This is a genomic window from Pseudomonas abietaniphila (genome assembly GCF_900100795.1).
Lineage (GTDB): Bacteria > Pseudomonadota > Gammaproteobacteria > Pseudomonadales > Pseudomonadaceae > Aquipseudomonas > Aquipseudomonas abietaniphila.
Map to the genome: position 1 here is coordinate 56,549 of NZ_FNCO01000016.1, position 18,333 is coordinate 74,881.

An 18,333-nucleotide genomic window follows, 5' to 3' on the forward strand; every position below is an offset into this window, starting at 1 on the left:
TGTCGGAGCGCGCTTGCCCGCGATCGCGGCGTGTCTGAATCGAATAGGTCGTGACACACCGCAATTCCTGTAGGAGCCGGCTTGCTGGCGAACACGGTGAAACAGACACACTAATGGTGATTGACGGATCGCGTTCGCCAGCGAGCTGGCTCCTGCAAGGCGGGGCAGGCCTCGCCATCACTTCGGGTCATACCCGCCGCAGCACGCCCGCACCAACACCGCCAACACCGCCAGATTACCTTTTACGCCGCTGATCTTGGTCGGCACGTCGCCCTGTGGATACCGCCTGACCGTCGGCAGTTCTAGGCAGCGATAACGCAGCCTTGGCGCCCTGTACGAGAGATACGCCAGCAGTTCATAGGTCATGAACACATCGCGAAACAGAGCGATGCGCGGGTCGAGCAGCATCTTGCGGCTGTAGGCGCGAAAGCCCTGTGTGGTGTCGGTCCAGTCGAAACCCGAGGCCAGACTGAGCATCGGGGCGTGTATGAACCGGATCGCGATGTCGCGGGATTTCGGCGTGTTTTCCGCCACGCCACCCGCGAGAAAACGCGAGGCCTGAACAAAATCCACGCCCTGTTGCAGCGCCTCGATGAAGTGCGGAATCGCCTTCGGATCGTCCTTGTCGTTGCCGTCGATGGTGACGATGCCCTCGTAGCCCTGATCGAGGGCGAAGGCATAGGCGCATCGCAGCTGCGCGCTGAGTTTGCCCGGCGACGTCTTCACCAGCAGGCCACGCACGCCTGTCACCATGAGCATGTCGTGGGCGAGTGAACCGTCGGAGCTGCCGCCGTCGACGATGATGATGTCCGCCAACTGATAGATCGACAGCGCAGCCATGCGCGCAAGCAGGCTGACAATGCGCTCGCCTTCGTTGATCACCGGAATGACCACGCAATAGGAGTGCGTGCGGCCCAGCCACAAGGGCGTCTCGAAGTAAGGGACCTGCCGGGACAGTTTGGTCAGTGTCGGTCGTCCGGGAGAGAAGGTTGTGTCAGTCATCAGGCCACCCGCGCAGTGATCAGGGCGACGCCCGCGATCACCAGCAAGATGCCGGCCGCTGTCGTCCAGTAGAAGGTTTCACGAAAAATCAGGATTGAAGAACAGGCCACCGCAGCCACGGCACCGGCGGTCAGCACCGGGTGAGCGATGTTCAGCGGCAAGCGGGCGAGGGCGGCGGCGTAGAGCAGAAACGCTGTGCCGTACAGGCCAAGGCCGACCCAGAACGGCCAGTTGCCCAGGGCCTCCAGCGGCGCGGTGAGTGAAGGAAGCCGACGCGGCGGCATCATCGCCATCTTCACCAGCACGCTGGCGGACGCGTTGGAAAGAATCCCCAAAATCAGAATGGCCCATTTCATCGCAGCATCCCCCAGGCTTCTGCACGGTAATGCTGGATGGCCACATTCAATGCACGCTCGATGGTGTCCAGATGCGGTTCGACCCGGTTAGGCAGCATTTCGATGCTGACCACGTGATCCGGCAGGTAGCGGCTGATGGCCTCTGCCATGTCGACGTGTGCGGTATCGCCGTCGCCGAGTGTCAGAAGATCCCGCTCGCTGGCGTGCACATGGCCGATCAGGTCAGCGTCATCTTTCAGCACGGCGAAAGGATCTTCGCCATTGATCGTCAGGGAACCCGTGTCCAGTTGCATGAGGATGTTCGGGTGATCGACCTCGCGCACGACCTGCGCGGTCGACGGGCTGTTGGTCATGAAGTTGGCGCCGTAACATTCGGGGTTCGGCTCCAGACAGAATGCCAGCGCGTAATCCTGAGCGATGTCGCCGAGCGCGCGAAAGAACGTCACCGCGATGTCCTGGGCTTCCCGATCGCTCAGGCCGCTGCGGTCCCGGTTCTTCGGCGAGCCAAACACCAATCGGGTGGCGCCCAGTCCGGCACCGATCCGACAGACTTCATTCAAATGTTGCAGCATCGACGCCTGACTGGCGGCGCAACCGAACACGTTTAACCCCTGGGTGCCAAACAGCAACGCTTGCATGCCGGTGATGCCGATTCCACGGTCCGCCCACACGTCACGCACCTCCGCGATCTGGCTCTTGGTTGTCGCCACTGGGTCAGGGAAGTATTTGCCCGGCGCGACATCGATGGCATCGACGCCGTAGCGCTTGAGCAATGCGGCGATGACCTCGTCCTCGACGATGTCCCAGGCAATGTTGGAGATGGCCAGCCTCATGCTTTCGCTCCCATCGAGCGCGGTTCAGATTGCGCGTATGCGCGCACCGCCTGCAACGTTTCCCGGGCGCTGTACTGGTAACGGCCCCGGCCACCGAACAGCGCGGCATGACAGGTCTGCATGGAATACCGCGCGGCCATGACCCCGCGTACGTTGTCGAACGGAACGCCGAACCCCTGCTCTGCAACTTCGGCGACCGTGATCGGCTCGGCGCACAGGTGGGCCAGGCTCAAGCCCGCATTCAGCGCGATCTGGATGTCGCTCGCGAGGTTGACCATCGGGTAAAACTGGAAGAGGCCGCGGCTGTCGATGGCCGTCAGATTGTTCTCGTTTAGGAAGTCAAAAATCACGTTCTTGCGCAGTCCCGGGCCAACCAGGCCCGGCAGACGCACGATCAGATAACGTGGGAAAAAGTCCTCGACGAAGCACTCCAGCAGGCGCCGATTCATGCCGTATGCATGCAGACCGACCTCATCCACGACCGAGTCCTCATCCACGCCGATGGGGGTATGGAACACGTCCACGGTGCTGATCAAGACAAAGGTCTTGCAGCGCACGGTTCGCAGATGATCGATCAGGTTCTCGATGCGTTTGCGATCGGCCTCGGGCTCACGATTGGCGATCCACTTCTGCGCCGAGGCGCCCGCACAGACCAGCGTGTCGAACGAGCGCCCTTCGATCTCGTGAATGTTGGTGGAGCGAAAGAGCGCGTCGAATCGCGCTTGACGCATCAGGGTCGAGCCGACAAAACCGGTGAAGCCGATCAGACCGTTGCTCATAATTGCGCATCCAGCGGGCAATGCACCCGGATCAGTTGGGCGTTGTAGACGTAGAAATACGAGGTGTAGGTGCAGTTCAGTCGACTGATTTCGGCTTCCAGCGCCTTGCCTCGACCGCTGATGTCCTTGTCCAGATTGACGTGAGACACCAGCACGGAAAAATCCCTGGACGGCCGCTGCCGCAGCAGTTCGGCGAGCGAGTCCTGGTATTCGACCCTGCCCATGTTCGGGTCGCGGGGTTTGGTGATTTCGTCGTACACGCGCACGTACTGATGCTTGCTCAGACGCGGGTCCAGCAACGTGTAGTACTCCAGCGAGGGTTGGGCGTCGGGGTACACCAGAAACTCGGTGGGCGGCAGTTGTGCGACGTGCTCGTACAGCGCGTTGTTGTCGACGTATTCGTAGTTCACGCCCTTGAGGTTGTTGTAACAGGCCTTGCCGGCCTGCAGCGTCATCAGCGCCAGCAACACCAGACCCAACGCCTTGAGCGGGCGAGACGGGCTGGCGGTGAATTCCAGCACCGCGCAGCAGGCGAGGGTCATGCTGAATGGCACCAGCCAGACCACATGACGCGGGTAGGTCGCCGGATAGAACCCGACGATTCTGCCGACAATCACCACCATCAGAATGCCGATGAAAAACAGGTTCAGCGTGAACACGAAGCCGCGCCTATGGGTGAACAGCACCGCCACGTTGGCCACGGCGGACACCACCAGCAACGCCTTGCCGTACGCACCGAGAATTGCCTCCTTCAACACGCCCAGCGAGCCCAAGGGCGAAGTCGAGTAGTAATCGTCGTAGTTGCTCAACTGGTAGACCGTCAGGTACTTCATGTAGGCGTAAGACGCGACGACGATCATTGCCGAGGCGAAGAGCGCGGCCATTGTCGCCTTGCCACGTTCATCCCACGGCCGAAACGCGAGCCGCAGAAACGCATAGACCAGCAGCGCACCCGATACGATCAGCGTCGAGAAGCCGAGCACGCTCAGCAGCGCGGCCATCACGATTGGCCAATAGAGGTTGTCATGCTCCTCGGCCTGCCACAGCGCGAAGATCGCCAGAAAACTCACCGACACTTCCAGGAAGTAATGCTTGAGCTCGGTCAGAAACAGCCCCATCGAAAACGAGTGGCCGATCAGCGCCAACAGAAACACCACCGCGCCCCAGCGGTAACACCGAAACACGGCAAACATCGGCGCGATGAGTACGCACGACAGCGCCAGAACCGACAGCCGCAACGGCTCGATGTTGTAGTGAAACAGCCACATGATCCCTTTGAAAAACAGCGACGCGAGCACCGGCTCGGCCTGATCGTAATACGGCAGGGGTTTGAGAAATTCGGCAGGGCTGCGCAAGGCGATGATGTCCTTGAGCAGCATGGCTTCGTCGATCCAGATCGAGCGCGTGGCGAGGGTCAGGAACAGGCTCGCCAGCACCGCGATTGCGAGGGGCAGGACGAGCGCCGGGGCGATACGCGGCAGGTCAAAAGACTTCATTGTCCAGTTTCTCCAGCACGTCGTAGATGTTATCGATCTTGCCGCCGAGCACCGAGTAGCAGCCCGGCAAGCTGGCGTGCTTCTCGAACAGAATCGGCCTACCGTCGTTGCGGTCGTTTTTCGCCAACACGGTCTTCACTTCGTACAGCGAGTCCCTGTGCCGCGAGTCGAGGATTGCCGGAATGTAACGACCGACATCCCGCACCATTCGCTCCACGCGACTGGTGCGCTCATGTCGGGCGAGCTTGTCGTAAGGGTTGATCGACTTGTCGTCGTTCCACTGCACATGCGGGGTGAAACGCACGTGGGACAAGGTGTGCAGGTCGCGGGAGGGGAACGGCATCATCGAAAAGAACGGCCCGTCCATGACCGTCACGCCAAGGCCTTCGAGAGCAGGCGGCATCTGCATCAGCGCCATTTCGGTGATCTCGTGGCGCAGGTCCGTGTCCAGCCCCGGAAAGTCACCGTTGAAATGATTGCTGCCGCTGTAGGTGCAGTTGAACAGATAGCGGCAGCTGAGGCGTTGCGGGCCGCCTTCGCTTTCGGTCACCACCTGCAGCGTGTGTTCTGCGCCCTGATAGATCTCCGTCGCGCGGGTGAGCAACCGCACCTGCACGCCGCATTCTTCAAGTTCCTGCACGGCCCATCGCGCCAGTTGCGTGGCGTCGAACGCGTACTCCTGAACCTGAAACACCTCTTCGATCAAACGCGGCTCGAACAGCGCATGCGCCGCTGAGTCCGCACGCTGGATCTGCGCACCGATATCACGGCAAAACCTTTCGAACTGCCGCGCTGTGACCTTCGAGTTGTGCCGCGCAATCGCGTACAGCTTGGTGAAATCGCGCTTCACCGCCTGGGGCCAGTCGGCCACGAAACGCGGCAGGTTGACCCGGCTGCGATAGGCCGTGGTGAAGCTGCGCGGGTAGTGATAGCCGTTATGCACGCGCGCCTGATTGTTGTAAGACGCGCGCCTGAGCAAGCCGCCCTCGCGCTCCAGCAGCACGATGCGCTTGAACCCGCGTTGCCGGGCCAGATGGATGGCAATCGCCGATCCATAGAAGCCGCCGCCAATAATGATCGCCTCATGGCAAGGCACCGGATGGCTCATCAAGATGCGCGCTCTCCGCCCCAGGCCCTCGCCATGCTGATCACTGGCGCGGCGTCCTCGACGTTGAGCTTTTCGAGCCGCGTCATTCGGCAACTCGTGAACTCTTGCCCGATGTAATACAGCGGCCCGTCGCCGGAAAAACTCCCCATGTTCAGGATGTATTCGCCGAGCACCAACAGCACCAGCGAAATCAGGAAAAACATGCCCGACTCCTGCAACGACAGACTGATCCAGCCCGCCGCGACATCGGTCTTGAACAGCGCAATGCCCACCACGTACGCGCAATAAAGCAGGTTCATCACCGCGCCAAACAACGACAGCGCTGTCACCAGCCGCATCGGCGCGCGGGTGCTCGACACCAGCATCCGAATACCCCGGTCGACGCTTTCCCCCAGATGCCTGCGCGGCTGCGCCTTGGGTGGCGCTGAATACGTCAGGCACGTACGCGCAAAACCGCCCGTGGCCGGCAAATGCCGATAAATCATCGTGGGTTTGGGATGCTGCAGAATGAAATTGATCACCTTCTTGGTCAGCAACCGAAACTGCGGCGCGTCCTTGACCAGGTGAATCCCGTTGCACCAGCGATACGCCCGGTGAAACAGCTTGAAGGCGAAGCAATACAACAAAGGCTGCGGCGTGTGCTCGGTGTTGCAGACAAACACCACATCCGCACCGCGAGCCGCGTGTTCCAGCATATTCGGCAAAAACGCAATGTCGTCCGCCAGCGGGTCCAGCACCACCGCGTAATCACCCAGCGCATTCTCCAGACCGACCCACGACGCCGTGTCCAGATCGACCTCCTTGGTCAGCGCATACACCTGAAGATTCGCCACCCCATCCTCAGCCGTCAGCCGCTTCAACTGCGCCACGCTGTCATCGCTCGACGCGTTGTCGACAATGATCAACTCATAGTCCGACACCATCGACGCAATCACATCCGTCGCCTCGCACAACATCCCCTCAAGGCCATCGGCCTGATTACGAACGACAAACACCACCGACAGAAAACAGGGAAAAAAGGCCATGGCGCAATACTCTGAAAAACGGCCTTCCCTGGCAGTGTTTTTATTAGGGTGTGCAGACAGGTATTGATAGGAGAACACGCAGGGAACAGGAAATATTCAAAGAGCGGGTGCGGGGTACTTTTGCGGTTTGAGCGGGTGTGTTGTTGGGTATTTAAATAACGAAGTTTTGCACGAGCGGCTTTTGAATCAATGGGTTGGGTGTAACGCGCGAGGGTGTTTTTTCTATAAAGGGAGACAGGCGTCAGGGGTTTTACAGCTAATTAAGTTGGGTGAAGGTTATTTAAAGTTTGCATAGGTGAGGCGGGGGAGGAGGGAATACTGGCGCCGGTGTTTGGCGTATCGCGCGCTCAAACGCATGTGATTCTGCCGAAGGCCGTGGGAGCAAGCTTGCTCGCGATCTGCCGGGCACCGGCAGTAGAACCAGACGACTCGGAACGTTGGGGTCCGCTACCAAGCACGGTGGGCGGCTTTCACGCATCAGGTGTAAGTCGGGCTAGATGACGACGGCGACTTCGGCGTTCCAGGGTTCGTCCTCATGGAAGGGCAGTGGCTACGACTCAGTCCAGACGAATTTGAGCGGCTTTCAGACATTAAAAAGCCGGCTTGTGGCCGGCTTCTCGGTGACAGGTTTGGTTAGTTTTTGGCTATCCGCACCCATCCGCAAAAGTGCGCGCTACGAAGAGGCGCTTGTGAGGTAGACGAGGCGGTCGCGGGGACTTTGCCTGGTCGGTCACCCGTCCGCGGGTAGCCGAGGGGTGTTGAAACGAAGGCGTGCAGGATACTCATGTTCGCGGCGGATGCCCAGCCTTGATGCGCTGCCATTGTCCTTTTCCTTGTGAATCAAGGCATTGTCGCGGGGTGGCGGCGGTTGTTGAGGGTGGACCACCAGAAGATCCAGCCGAGGATGTGGATGTTCTGTTCCTGGATCTGCTCGGCGCTGAAGATTTCGTCGGGGTATTCGGCGGCGTTGTGACTGCGCAGGCGCAGGCCGCCGCCGGGGAGCCGGTAGAGGTATTTCACGCGCAGCATGCCGTCGTGTTCGAGGGCGTAGATTTCGCCGTCGATGACGTGGGTGCGGCCTCTGTCGACGCCGATGAGGGAGCCGTCCTGAATCTTGTCGGCCATGCTGTTGCCGTACATGGCGACGCAGATGGCGTTTTGCAGTACGACGTCCATGGCTTCGAGGATGCGTCGTGCAAGTTTGACGCGGTGGTTGGGCGTTTCGCTGACGGTGGTCTGGCCGGGGTTCTGGGTGGGCAGTTCGGTGTACAGCGGGATGTCCAGTTCTTCGCGGCCGCTGCGCTCCGGGCGCAGTTTCGCAAGGCCGCTCAGGCCGCGCTTGCCGCGATCTTCGCCGGGGTGTTTGGGCCCCTCGCCCGTGCGCAGCCAGCGTCCGTTGACGCTGAGCAGTTCGGCGACTTCTTCGATGCGTGCCATGGGGATGCCGCGTTTGAACCAGTTGTTCACGTGTTGCGGCGTCACCTTTCGGTTGGCGGCGAAGTCTGTGGCGGAGAGATGGCACTCCCGCAGAAGGACGCGTAGTCGATCACCTGATGTATTCATGGCCCGAAGTTTACGGAAGGTTCAAGTTTGTTTAAATGAACGAAGTGTTCAAATGAGTGGAGCGTCAACGTTGTAATTGAGTGTCGGGATTACAGGGTTTGAAGGCATTTGTAGGTTGTTTCTTTCACTGTTTTGTTTGTGCTCAACAGTGTTTGGAGGGGCGTGAGAGTGGCGGTTTTGAAGGGATGTTGCAGAGGCTGGCTTTTTAGAGCACTGGTTGTTGAGTGGCTGATGAATATCAGTGTCTTGATTGTTGCCTGAATGGGCGGATGTTTTATTGGGGTAAACGGATTGTTTGGGTCTCGATTTAATTAAACATTTGCGTGTGAAATCGTGGGGAACGGGTGCGGGTTTGAGGGCGAGGGGGCGTTAGAGGCGGAGGTGGGGAAGGGTTTGCGACTGCTTCGCAGCCGATCGCGAATGAGTTCGCTCCCACAGGGGGATGAGTCGAGTTCCGAGGGTTGCCCCTTCAGAACACCCAAGGCGGGCGTTCTGAAGCGAGCGAATCGAATCAGCCTTTGTAGGCAGCGACCGATTTGGTGATGGCTTCGCGAGCGGCGTCTGCGCCGGCCCAGCCTTCGATCTTCACCCATTTGCCTTTTTCGAGGTCTTTGTAGTTAGCAAAGAAGTGCTCGATCTGCTGGATCAGCAGCGGTGGCAGGTCGGTGTATTCCTTCACGTCGACGTACAGCTGGGACAGCTTGTCGTGTGGGACGGCGATGACTTTAGCGTCGCCGCCGCCGTCGTCGGTCATGTTCAGCACGCCAACTGGACGGGCGCGGATGACCGAGCCTGGCGCGACCGGGTAAGGGGTAACAACCAGCACGTCCAGGGGATCGCCGTCGTCCGCCAGGGTGTTCGGGATGAAACCGTAGTTGGCCGGGTAGAACATCGGGGTGGCCATGAAACGGTCAACGAACAGGCAGTCGCTTTCTTTGTCGATCTCGTACTTGATCGGCGCGTGGTTAGCCGGGATCTCGATTGCGACGTAGATGTCATTCGGCAGGTCTTTACCGGCCGGAATCTTGCTGTAGCTCATTGGGCTTTGCCCCCTTGGTTGACCATTCAGAATCTGGCGTGCAACGCCAAAAAGTGGGCCGGATTATAGGCACATTCGAGAAGCGATGCCATGCGTGGCGGTCGGCTTCAGGCGTCGTGTTGAGCCTGATAGACCGGGTTTTCCACTTGAAGTGCCATCAAGCGCGCCAAAGGATCCTGCCGATAGAACGCCTTGAGCTGCTGATAGACCGCTGGATAGGCGTCGACCAGTAAATCCGGGGCGCTGAAGAAGTATTCGCTGGTGACGGCGAAAAACTCCGCAGGGTTTTCAGCAGCGTAAGGATCGATGGAGGTTTCGGCGTCGGGGTCGGCGTCCAGCTGCCGGTTCATGTCGTCGTAGGCCGTTTGCATCGCGTCGGTCCAGTCGCGGATGCGCATGTCGTTGTGCAGCGGCGGGTGGCCGTTGGCGTCGCCGTTGAGCATGTCGAGCTTGTGCGCCAGTTCATGGATGACGAGGTTGTAGGCTTCCCAGCCGCCGCTCGACAGCACGCCCGGCCACGCGAGAATGACCGGGCCTTGCGACCAGGCTTCGCCGCTGTGTTCGCCGTCCCACTCGTGCTCGATGCCGTTGGCGTCGCGGTGCTTTTGCGGGCTGATGAAGTCGTCGCCATAGAGGACGATCTCGTGAAACCCCTGATACCAGTTCAAATCGCCCAGCGCGAGCAAGGGCAGTTGCGCCTGCGCAGCAAGAAACAGCCGCGACTCGTCATCCAGATCGACGCCTTCCAGCGCCGTGAGGTGTTTGGCTTGCAGGAACAGCACGCAACTGTCGAGCAGGTAGCGGTCCTCTTCGGCGCTCAGGCCATCGAGGATCGGCAAGCGCTGGCGCACCCGTTCCCAAAGCTCAGGGTCAACGGGGTTGCGCGCCAGCGTGCGGCGCTTGAGCCAGCCGCCCAGCGACCACATGGAATCAGCGCGCCTCGGCGGAACGGCTCATGCGGCTGCGAACCAGGCCGATGATCATCGGCGCCAGCGAGATCAGGATGATTACCAGCACCAGCAGGGTGAGGTTTTTCTTGATGAACGGGATGTTGCCGAAGAAGTAACCGAGCGTCACCAGACTGCCGACCCAGAGGATCGAACCCAGCACGCTGAAGCTGACGAAGCGCAGGTAGTTCATCTTGCCCAGACCTGCAACGAACGGGGCGAAGGTGCGGATGATCGGCAGGAAGCGCGCCAGCGTCACGGTTTTGCCGCCGTGGCGCTCGTAGAACTCGTGGGTCTTGGTCAGGTAGTCGCGACGGAAGATTTTGGAGTTGGGGTTCTTGAACAGCTTGTCGCCCACTGTTCGGCCAATCACGTAGTTGGTGCTGTCGCCGAGAATGGCAGCGGCCATCAGCAGGCAGCCCAGCAGCACGGGGTCCAGACCACCGCCCGCCGCGACGGCGCCTGCGATGAACAGCAGGGAATCACCCGGGAGGAACGGTGTAACGACCAGCCCCGTCTCGCAGAAAATCACCAGGAACAGAATCGCGTAGACCCAGGTGCCGTAGTTGGTCACCAGCATGTCGAGGTAGACGTCGAGGTGAAGAATGATGTCGAGGGGGTTGAAGTCCATGTACGGCACCTGAGTGTGAGACCCGATCCGGGTCGTGCGGGTCGTTAAGTAGAGGCGATGTGGGCCGCATTATAGAGGGAAGAAACGGGATGTTGCTTAGGGTGAGAGGGAGATTGAAACATTTGGTAGTGATGCGACACAGACCTCTTGTAGGAGCGCGCTTGCCCGCGCACACAGTACGCCCGCAACGTCGATGTCGACTGACCCGATGCCATCGCGGGCAAGCGCGCTCCTACACGGGGAGCTGCGGCGTTGTTTCGCGATTACAGTGTGCCTGCAACGTCGATGTCGACTGACCCGACGCTATCGCGGGCAAGCGCGCTCCTACAAGGGCGCTGCGGCGCTGTTTCAATTAATCGGCAGCACGTAGTTCTTGAATTGAGTGTCTTCGCGAAATCCGATCGATTCGTAGACCTTCTGGGCGACTTCGTTGTTGGCGCTGGTGGAGACGCGCATGCGCACGGCCTGGCTCTCCCGGGCCATCTTCTTGGCCTCCTTGATCAGGTGGTCGGCGACAAGCATGCGGCGTGCGTCTTCGGCGACGTAGATGTCGTTGAGGATCCAGACGCGTTTGAGCGAAAGCGAGGAGTAGCTTGGGTAGAGCTGACAGAAGCCGAGCAGCTTGCTCTCGTCGTCATCGTGCAAGGCCAGGTAAATCACCGATTCATCGCGACGCAGGCGTTTTTCAAGGAACGCACGAGAGGAATCGGGGAAAGGCAGTTCGCCGTAAAACTCACGGTATTTGACGAACAAGGGGGTCAACAGGTCCAGGTGCTCCAGGGTGGCTTTGATGATCCGCATGGTTGGGCCTCAGCTTCATTGTGCAATTCATGGAAGGGGGAGGGCGCGCCTGGCATTGGGACAGACGGTTTTGACTGTGCCTAAGCGGTTTAGAAAGCGCAATCCAAAAGCGGGTTGGATTCCTGTTTGCCAAGCCCGCAACACCGCAGACCTCTGTGGGAGACGTCCGAGGTTACGAGTGCAGCGAAGGCGGTGTGTCAGGCAACTCAACTCTGATTGACCCACCACTATCGCTGCCGTCGTAACCTCCGACGTCTCCTACAGGTACGGTGGGGTGGCCAAAATGTGGGCTCGCCTGCAATAAAAACGGCCTCCGAAGAGGCCGTCATGTGAAGCTTTACCGCTGAATCAGAAGAAGCCCAACGGGTTGATGTCGTAGCTCACCAGCAGGTTTTTGGTCTGTTGGTAGTGCTCGAGGGCTACTTTGTGGGTTTCGCGGCCGACGCCGGACTTCTTGTAGCCACCGAACGCGGCGTGTGCCGGGTAGAGGTGGTAGCAGTTGGTCCATACGCGACCAGCCTTGATCGCACGACCCACGCGGTAAGCGCGGTTGATGTCGCGGGTCCAGACGCCTGCACCCAGGCCGAACTCGGTGTCGTTGGCGATGGCGACGGCTTCGGCTTCATCCTTGAAGGTGGTGACGCTGACCACCGGACCAAAGATTTCTTCCTGGAACACGCGCATCTTGTTGTTGCCTTTGAGCAGCGTCGGCTGGATGTAGTAACCGGTTGCCAGCGAGCCTTCCATTTTCTCGACCTTGCCGCCGGTAAGCAGCTCGGCGCCTTCGCCCTGGGCGATGTCGAGATAGGAGAGGATCTTGTCGAACTGCTGCTGCGACGCCTGAGCGCCAACCATGGTGTCGGTGTCCAGCGGGTCGCCACGCTTGATCTTCAGGACCTTCTTCATCACCGCTTCCATGAACTGCGGATAGATGGATTCCTGAACCAGGCAGCGCGAAGGGCAGGTGCACACTTCGCCCTGGTTGAAGAACGCCAGAACCACGCCTTCTGCGCATTTGTCGATGAATTCAGGCTCGGCGCTCATTACGTCTTCGAAGTAGATGTTTGGCGACTTGCCGCCCAGCTCTACGGTGGACGGGATGATGCTGTCGGCCGCCAGTTTCATGATGTGCGAGCCCACCGGAGTCGAGCCGGTGAACGCGATTTTGGCGATGCGCTTGCTGCTGGCCAGCGCTTCACCGGCTTCACGGCCATAACCTTGCACCACGTTGAGCACGCCTTTTGGTAGCAGATCGCCGATCAGCTCCATCATGACGGTGATGCCCAGCGGGGTTTGCTCGGCGGGTTTGAGCACGATGCAGTTGCCGGCCGCCAGTGCAGGCGCGAGTTTCCAGGCGGCCATCAGGATCGGGAAGTTCCACGGAATGATCTGGCCGACCACGCCCAGTGGCTCGTGAATGTGATACGCGACGGTGTTGCCGTCGATCTCGGCGGCGCTGCCTTCCTGAGCCCTCAGCACGCCCGCGAAATAACGGAAATGATCGACCGCCAGCGGAATGTCGGCGTTCAGGGTTTCGCGAACGGCTTTGCCGTTGTCCCAGGTTTCGGTGATCGCGAGCAGCTCAAGGTTCTGCTCGATGCGGTCGGCGATTTTAAGCAGGGTCAGCGAGCGTTCCTGAACAGACGTCTTGCCCCACGCATCGGCCGCGGCGTGGGCAGCATCCAGGGCTTTATCGATGTCTTCGGCTGTGGAGCGAGGGAAGGTCGCGATCAGCTTGCCGGTGATCGGCGAGGTGTTTTCAAAATACTGGCCTTTGACCGGCGGCACGAATTCGCCACCGATGTAGTTGCCGTACTGGGTCTTGAAGGTAACGAGCGAGCCTTCAGTACCGGGATGGGCATAACGCATGGTGAATATCTCCTTGCTCTTGTGATTGTGTGGGGATAACGCACGGCTGCTTGCTTCAGCGGCGGTGAGGCGGCTGTGCTTGATAAGAGCGTAGAGCAAAGCGCGGGCCACTGCCGCGAGGGCCCCGGTTTATAAGGGTTTTGCTGATAAATGAGATGTTTGGCGGATGTCGTTGTGCCAGCGTCGATACGGCCAGGGTGACACTTTGTATCGAATGTGGGACAGCCCGCCGAGTTGCACCTTTGGAAGCATTGCAATGACCGGGGACGAGGAGGATGCTGGTCCACAGCTCCCCAGGCAGAACCTAGGAAGAACAATAAAAATGCACAGCAGCCCCTTCTCTCGACATGCCCAGCAAGTCCTGACCGTCGCCCAAGGCAACGCGCATCATCAATACGGCCCCGGCGCCGATCCTTCCATCGCCCGTTCGTGGCTGCGTTGCCTTGAGGACTATCACCTCGATCCCGCCCAGGCCATGGCGCCCACGGTGCTTGAGCATGCCCGCGTGCTGGAAAGCCGCGAGCGCCTGCAGCAAGTGCTGACGATTGCCGGTGGCGAGATGAACAACCTGCATCAGCAGTTATCGGGCGGTAATGCCGTGCTGCTGACTGATGCGCGTGGCGTCATCCTCAATTGCGTGACCGAACCGGGCGAGCGCAGGATTTTCGAGCGCGCCGGATTGTGGCTGGGCGCTGACTGGAGCGAGGCCAGCGAGGGCACCAACGGCATTGGCACCTGCCTGGTCGAGCGGCAGTCGGTGACGATTCATCGCGACGAGCACTTTCGCGGCCGGCACACCGGGCTGACCTGCTCGGCGAGCCCTGTGTTCGATCCCCATGGCGATCTGCTCGCGGTGCTGGACGTTTCCTCCGCTCGGCATGATGTGTCCCGGCAAAGCCAGTTCCACACCATGGCGCTGGTCAATCTGTCGGCGAAGATGATTGAAAGCAGTTATTTCCTTCGTCACTGCGACGATCAGTGGCTGCTGCGTTTCCATTTGCAGGCGGGGTCGGTCGGGCTGTTCAGCGAAGGCTTGTTGGCATTCGATGGCGAGGGTCGCGTCAGCGCGCTGAATCAAAGTGCGCTGAACCTCTTGAGTCTCGGCCGCGCCGAGCTGGTCGGGCAGTCTGTCGCTTCGTTGTTCGATTGTTCACTGGACGAACTCATGGGCCGTGCGTCACCCGATGCAGCCACCCGCTGGCCCTTGCGGACGCGCGACGGGCGCGGATTCTTCGCACTGCTGCGTGGGCAGTCGCGGCCCGGAGCGAAAGCGCGCTCTGCTCCTCTTGCGAGTAAATCGGTTTCGCAGCCTGCGCTAAGCGGTATCTGCCTGGGCGATCCGTCGCTGCAAACGGATTTTCGTCGGGCGCTCAAGGTCTTCGAGCGTGACGTGCCGTTGTTGATCAATGGCGAAACCGGCTCTGGCAAGGAAGCGTTCGCCAAGGCGGTGCATCAGGCCAGCCAGCGGGCAGGCAAGCCTTTTGTCGCGTTGAACTGCGCGGCGATTCCGGAAAGCCTCATTGAAAGCGAGCTGTTCGGTTATCGCGGCGGCAGTTTCACCGGCGCGCGCAAGGAAGGGATGCGCGGCAAGTTGCAGCAGGCCGATGGCGGGACGTTGTTTCTCGACGAGATCGGTGACATGCCGGTGGCGTTGCAGACCCGCTTGTTACGGGTGCTGGAGGATCGGCTGGTGGTGCCGATTGGCGGCGAACCGCAATCGGTGGATGTACGAATCATCAGCGCGACGCACCGAAATTTGCTGGGCCGGGTTGAGGACGGCAGCTTCCGCGAGGACCTCTACTACCGACTCAACGGCCTGGAAATCGCCCTCCCGCCGTTGCGTGAACGCAGAGACAAGTCTCAGTTGCTGGATTTTCTGCTGGAAGAAGAGGCGGGTGGCCATGCCGTAGTCATTGAGCCTGCGGCGAGGGATTCACTGCTGGCCTTCAACTGGCCGGGTAACGTGCGGCAGATGCGTAATGTGTTGAGGACCCTGGCAGCGCTGTGCGAGGACGATCAAATTTGTGTCGCCGACTTGCCGGTCTTGATGCGTCAGGGCGCTGTGCAAAAAACGCCCGAGGCCGACCACGTCGAGTCGCCACTGGACGATGCCGAGCGCGCTGCATTGATCGCGACCCTGGAGGCGCAACGCTGGCACATGACCCACGCGGCGAAGGAGTTGGGCGTCAGTCGCAACACCCTCTATAGAAAGCTGCGCAAGCATGGGATTGCACGTTAGCGGCTTTTGATTCTGGCCGAAGGCCGTAGGAGCGCGCTTGCCCGCGATCTGCCGGGAACCGGCAGTAAAACCAGCGCGTGCGGTGTGTCAGGTACTACCGAGTCGTCTGACTTTGCTATCGCTTCGTGGCAGATCGCTGGCAAGCCAAGCTCCCGCGCCCTTCGGGCAGAATCAAGGGCATTCCAGCAATTGAACTGTGCGAATCGACCCTCTCTACGCTAACCTGCGCGAACGTTTTAAGAGGTCGGTCATGCACATTCATATTCTGGGTATCTGCGGCACGTTCATGGGTTCGCTGGCGGTTCTCGCCAAGGATTTGGGCCACACAGTCACCGGCTCCGATGCCAACGTCTACCCGCCGATGAGCACGCAGCTCGAGGCGCAGGGCATCACGCTGATGCAGGGTTACGACCCTTCACACCTGGAACCTGCACCGGACTTGGTGGTGGTCGGCAACGCCATGTCGCGCGGCAATCCGGCGGTTGAATACGTCCTCAACAAAGGCCTGCCGTATGTGTCCGGGCCGCAGTGGCTGGCCGATCACGTGTTGCGCGGTCGCTGGGTGCTGGCGGTTGCCGGTACGCATGGCAAGACCACCACCAGCAGCATGCTGGCCTGGGTGCTGGAGCACGCGGGCATGAGCCCTGGCTTCCTGATCGGTGGCGTTCCACAGAACTTTGCGGTGTCCGCCCGCCTGGGTGACACGCCGTTCTTCGTGGTCGAAGCCGACGAGTACGACAGTGCGTTCTTCGATAAACGTTCGAAATTCGTTCACTACGGCCCACGTACCGCGATCCTCAATAACCTTGAGTTCGATCACGCCGACATCTTCCCCGATCTGCCTGCCATCGAGCGTCAGTTCCATCACTTGGTGCGCACCATTCCGAGCGAAGGCCTGGTGATTCATCCAATCACCGAGCCTGCGCTGCAGCGCGTGATCGAGATGGGTTGCTGGACGCCGGTACAAACCACCGGGCAGGGCGGTCAGTGGCAAGCGAAGCTGCTGAGCGAGGACGGCTCGAAGTTCGAAGTCCTCTTTGAAGGCGTCGCTCAAGGCGTGGTGGACTGGGGCATGACCGGTCAACACAACGTCGCCAACGCCCTCGCCACCCTTGCGGCCGCTCGGCACGTTGGCGTCGTTCCACAACAAGGCGTCGAAGCGTTGAGCGCGTTCAAAAGCGTGAAGCGACGCATGGAAAAAGTCGCTGACGTGCGCGGCATCACCATTTATGACGACTTCGCCCACCATCCGACCGCCATCGCCACCACGCTGGATGGCCTGCGCAAGAAAGTCGGCGACTCGCCGATCATTGCCATCGTCGAGCCACGCTCCAACTCCATGAAGCTCGGCGCGCATCGGGACGGGCTGCCGGAAAGCGTCGATCAGGCCGATCAGGTGGTCTGGTATGCCCCGGCCAATCTGGGCTGGGACTTGGGCGCGACCGCTGCTCAGTGCAAGGTGCCGGCGGTGGTCTGCGATTCGCTGGAAGGCATCATCGAGCGCGTGAAAAGTCAGGCCCAGCCCGGCACTCACGTGGTGATCATGAGCAACGGCGGCTTTGGCGGTCTGCACGGCAAGCTCGCCGAGGCACTGAAATGAGCGGCCCGGAGCGCATTACCCTGGCGATGACCGGCGCATCCGGCGCGCAATACGGCCTGCGTCTGCTCGACTGCCTGGTGCGTGAAGATCGTGAAGTGCATTTCCTGATCTCCAAGGCCGCGCAGTTGGTCATGGCCACCGAGACGGACGTCACCCTGCCGCCCAAACCGCAAATGATGCAGGCGTTCCTCACCGAATACACCGGCGCGGCGGCGGGGCAGATTCGGGTGTACGGCAAGGAAGACTGGATGTCCCCGGTGGCGTCCGGTTCCGGCTCGCCGAGTGCCATGGTCGTCGTACCGTGTTCGACCGGCACCTTGTCGGCCATCGCCACTGGCGCCTGCAACAACCTTATCGAACGCGCGGCCGACGTGACCCTCAAGGAACGCCGTCAGCTGATCCTGGTGCCGCGCGAAGCGCCGTTTTCCAGCATCCATCTGGAAAACATGCTCAAGCTGTCGAATCTGGGCGCGGTGATTCTGCCGGCCTCGCCTGGTTTCTATCACCAGCCGCAGACCATTGATGACCTGGTCGACTTCGTCGTCGCACGGATTCTCAATCTGCTCAACATCCCTCAGGACATGCTGCCGCGTTGGGGCGAGCATCATTTTGGCGCCGATGAATAAGAAGCTGTTTGTCCTCACCCTTGGCCTTCTGCTTACCACCGGTTGTGCAACGGTGCGCACGCTGGATGCCAATCAGCCGGGCGCGCCTGTGGTGTATTCAGGCACGCGGCTGGATCTGTATGCGATCCGAGGCGGTTGCTGCGAGAAGGACCGCTTCGGTGCCGAGGCGCCAAAATACCCCATGCTGGACCTGCCGGGCAGCGCGGTGCTGGACACCCTGCTGCTGCCGCTGTCGATTCTGACGGCGCTGGGTGTGGGGTTTCAGGCGACGGGTGGGTTGTAGGTTTGTTAATGGCCTGATAAATGACCTGTGGGAGCGAGCTCGCTCGCGAATGGCCAGTAGAACCGACACTGATGCATCGGTTGAACGATCATTCGCGAGCAAGCTCGCTCCCACAGGTCAACGTTGGTTTTCGTCC

The 18,333-nt window shown here is 60.3% G+C and carries 17 protein-coding genes; 4 read left to right on the forward strand and 13 right to left on the reverse strand.

Features of this window, described 5'->3' with window-relative positions; genetic code table 11:
• Positions 1-177: 177 nt before the first annotated feature.
• The 13 genes from BLS87_RS25540 to exaC all read right to left on the reverse strand — a co-directional run bounded on the left by BLS87_RS25540 (position 178) and on the right by exaC (position 13,449).
• The gene (locus tag BLS87_RS25540; RefSeq protein ID WP_074756954.1) at positions 178-1,002 is read right to left on the reverse strand and encodes a glycosyltransferase family 2 protein; all 825 of its coding nucleotides are present in this window, start codon (positions 1,000-1,002) and stop codon (positions 178-180) included.
• Positions 1,002-1,358 (reverse strand): DMT family transporter, encoded by a 357-nt coding sequence (locus BLS87_RS25545; RefSeq protein WP_074756956.1) that lies wholly within the window; start codon positions 1,356-1,358, stop codon positions 1,002-1,004. The genes BLS87_RS25540 and BLS87_RS25545 overlap by 1 nt, the downstream gene beginning before the upstream one ends.
• Positions 1,355-2,191, reverse strand: a complete 837-nt coding sequence (locus BLS87_RS25550) for a sugar phosphate isomerase/epimerase family protein (RefSeq protein WP_074756958.1) — start codon at positions 2,189-2,191, stop codon at positions 1,355-1,357. Before BLS87_RS25550 ends, BLS87_RS25545 begins: the two co-directional genes overlap by 4 nt.
• Positions 2,188-2,970: an NAD-dependent epimerase/dehydratase family protein gene (locus BLS87_RS25555; protein ID WP_074756960.1), complete on the reverse strand. Its 783-nt coding sequence runs from the start codon at positions 2,968-2,970 to the stop codon at positions 2,188-2,190. Before BLS87_RS25555 ends, BLS87_RS25550 begins: the two co-directional genes overlap by 4 nt.
• On the reverse strand, positions 2,967-4,466 hold the full coding sequence (locus BLS87_RS25560) for a hypothetical protein (protein WP_074756962.1): 1,500 nt from the start codon (positions 4,464-4,466) through the stop codon (positions 2,967-2,969). Before BLS87_RS25560 ends, BLS87_RS25555 begins: the two co-directional genes overlap by 4 nt.
• Positions 4,453-5,574: an NAD(P)/FAD-dependent oxidoreductase gene (locus BLS87_RS25565; protein ID WP_074756964.1), complete on the reverse strand. Its 1,122-nt coding sequence runs from the start codon at positions 5,572-5,574 to the stop codon at positions 4,453-4,455. The genes BLS87_RS25560 and BLS87_RS25565 overlap by 14 nt, the downstream gene beginning before the upstream one ends.
• A complete protein-coding gene (locus tag BLS87_RS25570; RefSeq protein ID WP_074756966.1) occupies positions 5,574-6,599 on the reverse strand; it encodes a glycosyltransferase in 1,026 nt (341 codons plus the stop codon). Before BLS87_RS25570 ends, BLS87_RS25565 begins: the two co-directional genes overlap by 1 nt.
• An 840-nt stretch (positions 6,600-7,439) precedes the next feature.
• Entirely contained in the window at positions 7,440-8,162 is a 723-nt protein-coding gene (locus BLS87_RS25575; protein ID WP_074756968.1) for a LexA family transcriptional regulator, read from the reverse strand.
• Positions 8,163-8,673: 511 nt separating this feature from the next.
• Complete coding sequence (gene ppa, locus BLS87_RS25580; RefSeq protein ID WP_062384817.1) at positions 8,674-9,201, reverse strand: inorganic diphosphatase; 528 nt, start codon at positions 9,199-9,201, stop codon at positions 8,674-8,676.
• Positions 9,202-9,308: 107 nt separating this feature from the next.
• Positions 9,309-10,127 (reverse strand): M90 family metallopeptidase, encoded by an 819-nt coding sequence (locus tag BLS87_RS25585; protein ID WP_074756970.1) that lies wholly within the window; start codon positions 10,125-10,127, stop codon positions 9,309-9,311.
• 4 nt (positions 10,128-10,131) lie between these two features.
• Entirely contained in the window at positions 10,132-10,779 is a 648-nt protein-coding gene (locus BLS87_RS25590) for a DedA family protein (RefSeq protein WP_074756972.1), read from the reverse strand.
• A 348-nt stretch (positions 10,780-11,127) separates the two neighbouring features.
• Positions 11,128-11,580, reverse strand: coding sequence for a GNAT family N-acetyltransferase (locus BLS87_RS25595; protein WP_074756974.1), 453 nt, complete (start codon positions 11,578-11,580; stop codon positions 11,128-11,130).
• 348 nt (positions 11,581-11,928) lie between these two features.
• Positions 11,929-13,449 carry an acetaldehyde dehydrogenase ExaC gene (exaC, locus tag BLS87_RS25600; RefSeq protein WP_074756976.1) on the reverse strand — a complete coding sequence of 507 codons (1,521 nt, stop codon included), beginning with the start codon at positions 13,447-13,449 and terminating at the stop codon, positions 11,929-11,931.
• A gap of 322 nt (positions 13,450-13,771) precedes the next feature.
• Here exaC and BLS87_RS25605 point away from each other — a divergent pair, with 322 nt between their 5' ends.
• The 4 genes from BLS87_RS25605 to BLS87_RS25625 all read left to right on the forward strand — a co-directional run bounded on the left by BLS87_RS25605 (position 13,772) and on the right by BLS87_RS25625 (position 18,197).
• A complete protein-coding gene (locus tag BLS87_RS25605; RefSeq protein ID WP_074756977.1) occupies positions 13,772-15,688 on the forward strand; it encodes a sigma-54-dependent Fis family transcriptional regulator in 1,917 nt (638 codons plus the stop codon).
• 250 nt (positions 15,689-15,938) lie between these two features.
• Positions 15,939-17,288: a UDP-N-acetylmuramate:L-alanyl-gamma-D-glutamyl-meso-diaminopimelate ligase gene (gene mpl / locus BLS87_RS25615; RefSeq protein WP_074756981.1), complete on the forward strand. Its 1,350-nt coding sequence runs from the start codon at positions 15,939-15,941 to the stop codon at positions 17,286-17,288.
• Complete coding sequence (ubiX, locus tag BLS87_RS25620; protein WP_074756983.1) at positions 17,285-17,914, forward strand: flavin prenyltransferase UbiX; 630 nt, start codon at positions 17,285-17,287, stop codon at positions 17,912-17,914. The genes mpl and ubiX overlap by 4 nt, the downstream gene beginning before the upstream one ends.
• A complete protein-coding gene (locus BLS87_RS25625) occupies positions 17,907-18,197 on the forward strand; it encodes a YceK/YidQ family lipoprotein (RefSeq protein WP_074757112.1) in 291 nt (96 codons plus the stop codon). The genes ubiX and BLS87_RS25625 overlap by 8 nt, the downstream gene beginning before the upstream one ends.
• Positions 18,198-18,333: the final 136 nt, after the last annotated feature.

Excerpts from the sequence above, each read along its gene's own strand:
- BLS87_RS25540 (WP_074756954.1), bottom strand. The coding sequence starts at position 1,002 with ATGACTGACACAACCTTCTCTCCCGGACGACCGACACTGACCAAACTG.
- BLS87_RS25545 (WP_074756956.1), bottom strand. The coding sequence starts at position 1,358 with ATGAAATGGGCCATTCTGATTTTGGGGATTCTTTCCAACGCGTCCGCC.
- BLS87_RS25550 (WP_074756958.1), bottom strand. The coding sequence starts at position 2,191 with ATGAGGCTGGCCATCTCCAACATTGCCTGGGACATCGTCGAGGACGAG.
- BLS87_RS25555 (WP_074756960.1), bottom strand. The coding sequence starts at position 2,970 with ATGAGCAACGGTCTGATCGGCTTCACCGGTTTTGTCGGCTCGACCCTG.
- BLS87_RS25560 (WP_074756962.1), bottom strand. The coding sequence starts at position 4,466 with ATGAAGTCTTTTGACCTGCCGCGTATCGCCCCGGCGCTCGTCCTGCCC.
- BLS87_RS25565 (WP_074756964.1), bottom strand. The coding sequence starts at position 5,574 with ATGAGCCATCCGGTGCCTTGCCATGAGGCGATCATTATTGGCGGCGGC.
- BLS87_RS25570 (WP_074756966.1), bottom strand. The coding sequence starts at position 6,599 with ATGGCCTTTTTTCCCTGTTTTCTGTCGGTGGTGTTTGTCGTTCGTAAT.
- BLS87_RS25575 (WP_074756968.1), bottom strand. The coding sequence starts at position 8,162 with ATGAATACATCAGGTGATCGACTACGCGTCCTTCTGCGGGAGTGCCAT.
- ppa (WP_062384817.1), bottom strand. The coding sequence starts at position 9,201 with ATGAGCTACAGCAAGATTCCGGCCGGTAAAGACCTGCCGAATGACATC.
- BLS87_RS25585 (WP_074756970.1), bottom strand. The coding sequence starts at position 10,127 with ATGTGGTCGCTGGGCGGCTGGCTCAAGCGCCGCACGCTGGCGCGCAAC.
- BLS87_RS25590 (WP_074756972.1), bottom strand. The coding sequence starts at position 10,779 with ATGGACTTCAACCCCCTCGACATCATTCTTCACCTCGACGTCTACCTC.
- BLS87_RS25595 (WP_074756974.1), bottom strand. The coding sequence starts at position 11,580 with ATGCGGATCATCAAAGCCACCCTGGAGCACCTGGACCTGTTGACCCCC.
- exaC (WP_074756976.1), bottom strand. The coding sequence starts at position 13,449 with ATGCGTTATGCCCATCCCGGTACTGAAGGCTCGCTCGTTACCTTCAAG.
- BLS87_RS25605 (WP_074756977.1), top strand. The coding sequence starts at position 13,772 with ATGCACAGCAGCCCCTTCTCTCGACATGCCCAGCAAGTCCTGACCGTC.
- mpl (WP_074756981.1), top strand. The coding sequence starts at position 15,939 with ATGCACATTCATATTCTGGGTATCTGCGGCACGTTCATGGGTTCGCTG.
- ubiX (WP_074756983.1), top strand. The coding sequence starts at position 17,285 with ATGAGCGGCCCGGAGCGCATTACCCTGGCGATGACCGGCGCATCCGGC.
- BLS87_RS25625 (WP_074757112.1), top strand. The coding sequence starts at position 17,907 with ATGAATAAGAAGCTGTTTGTCCTCACCCTTGGCCTTCTGCTTACCACC.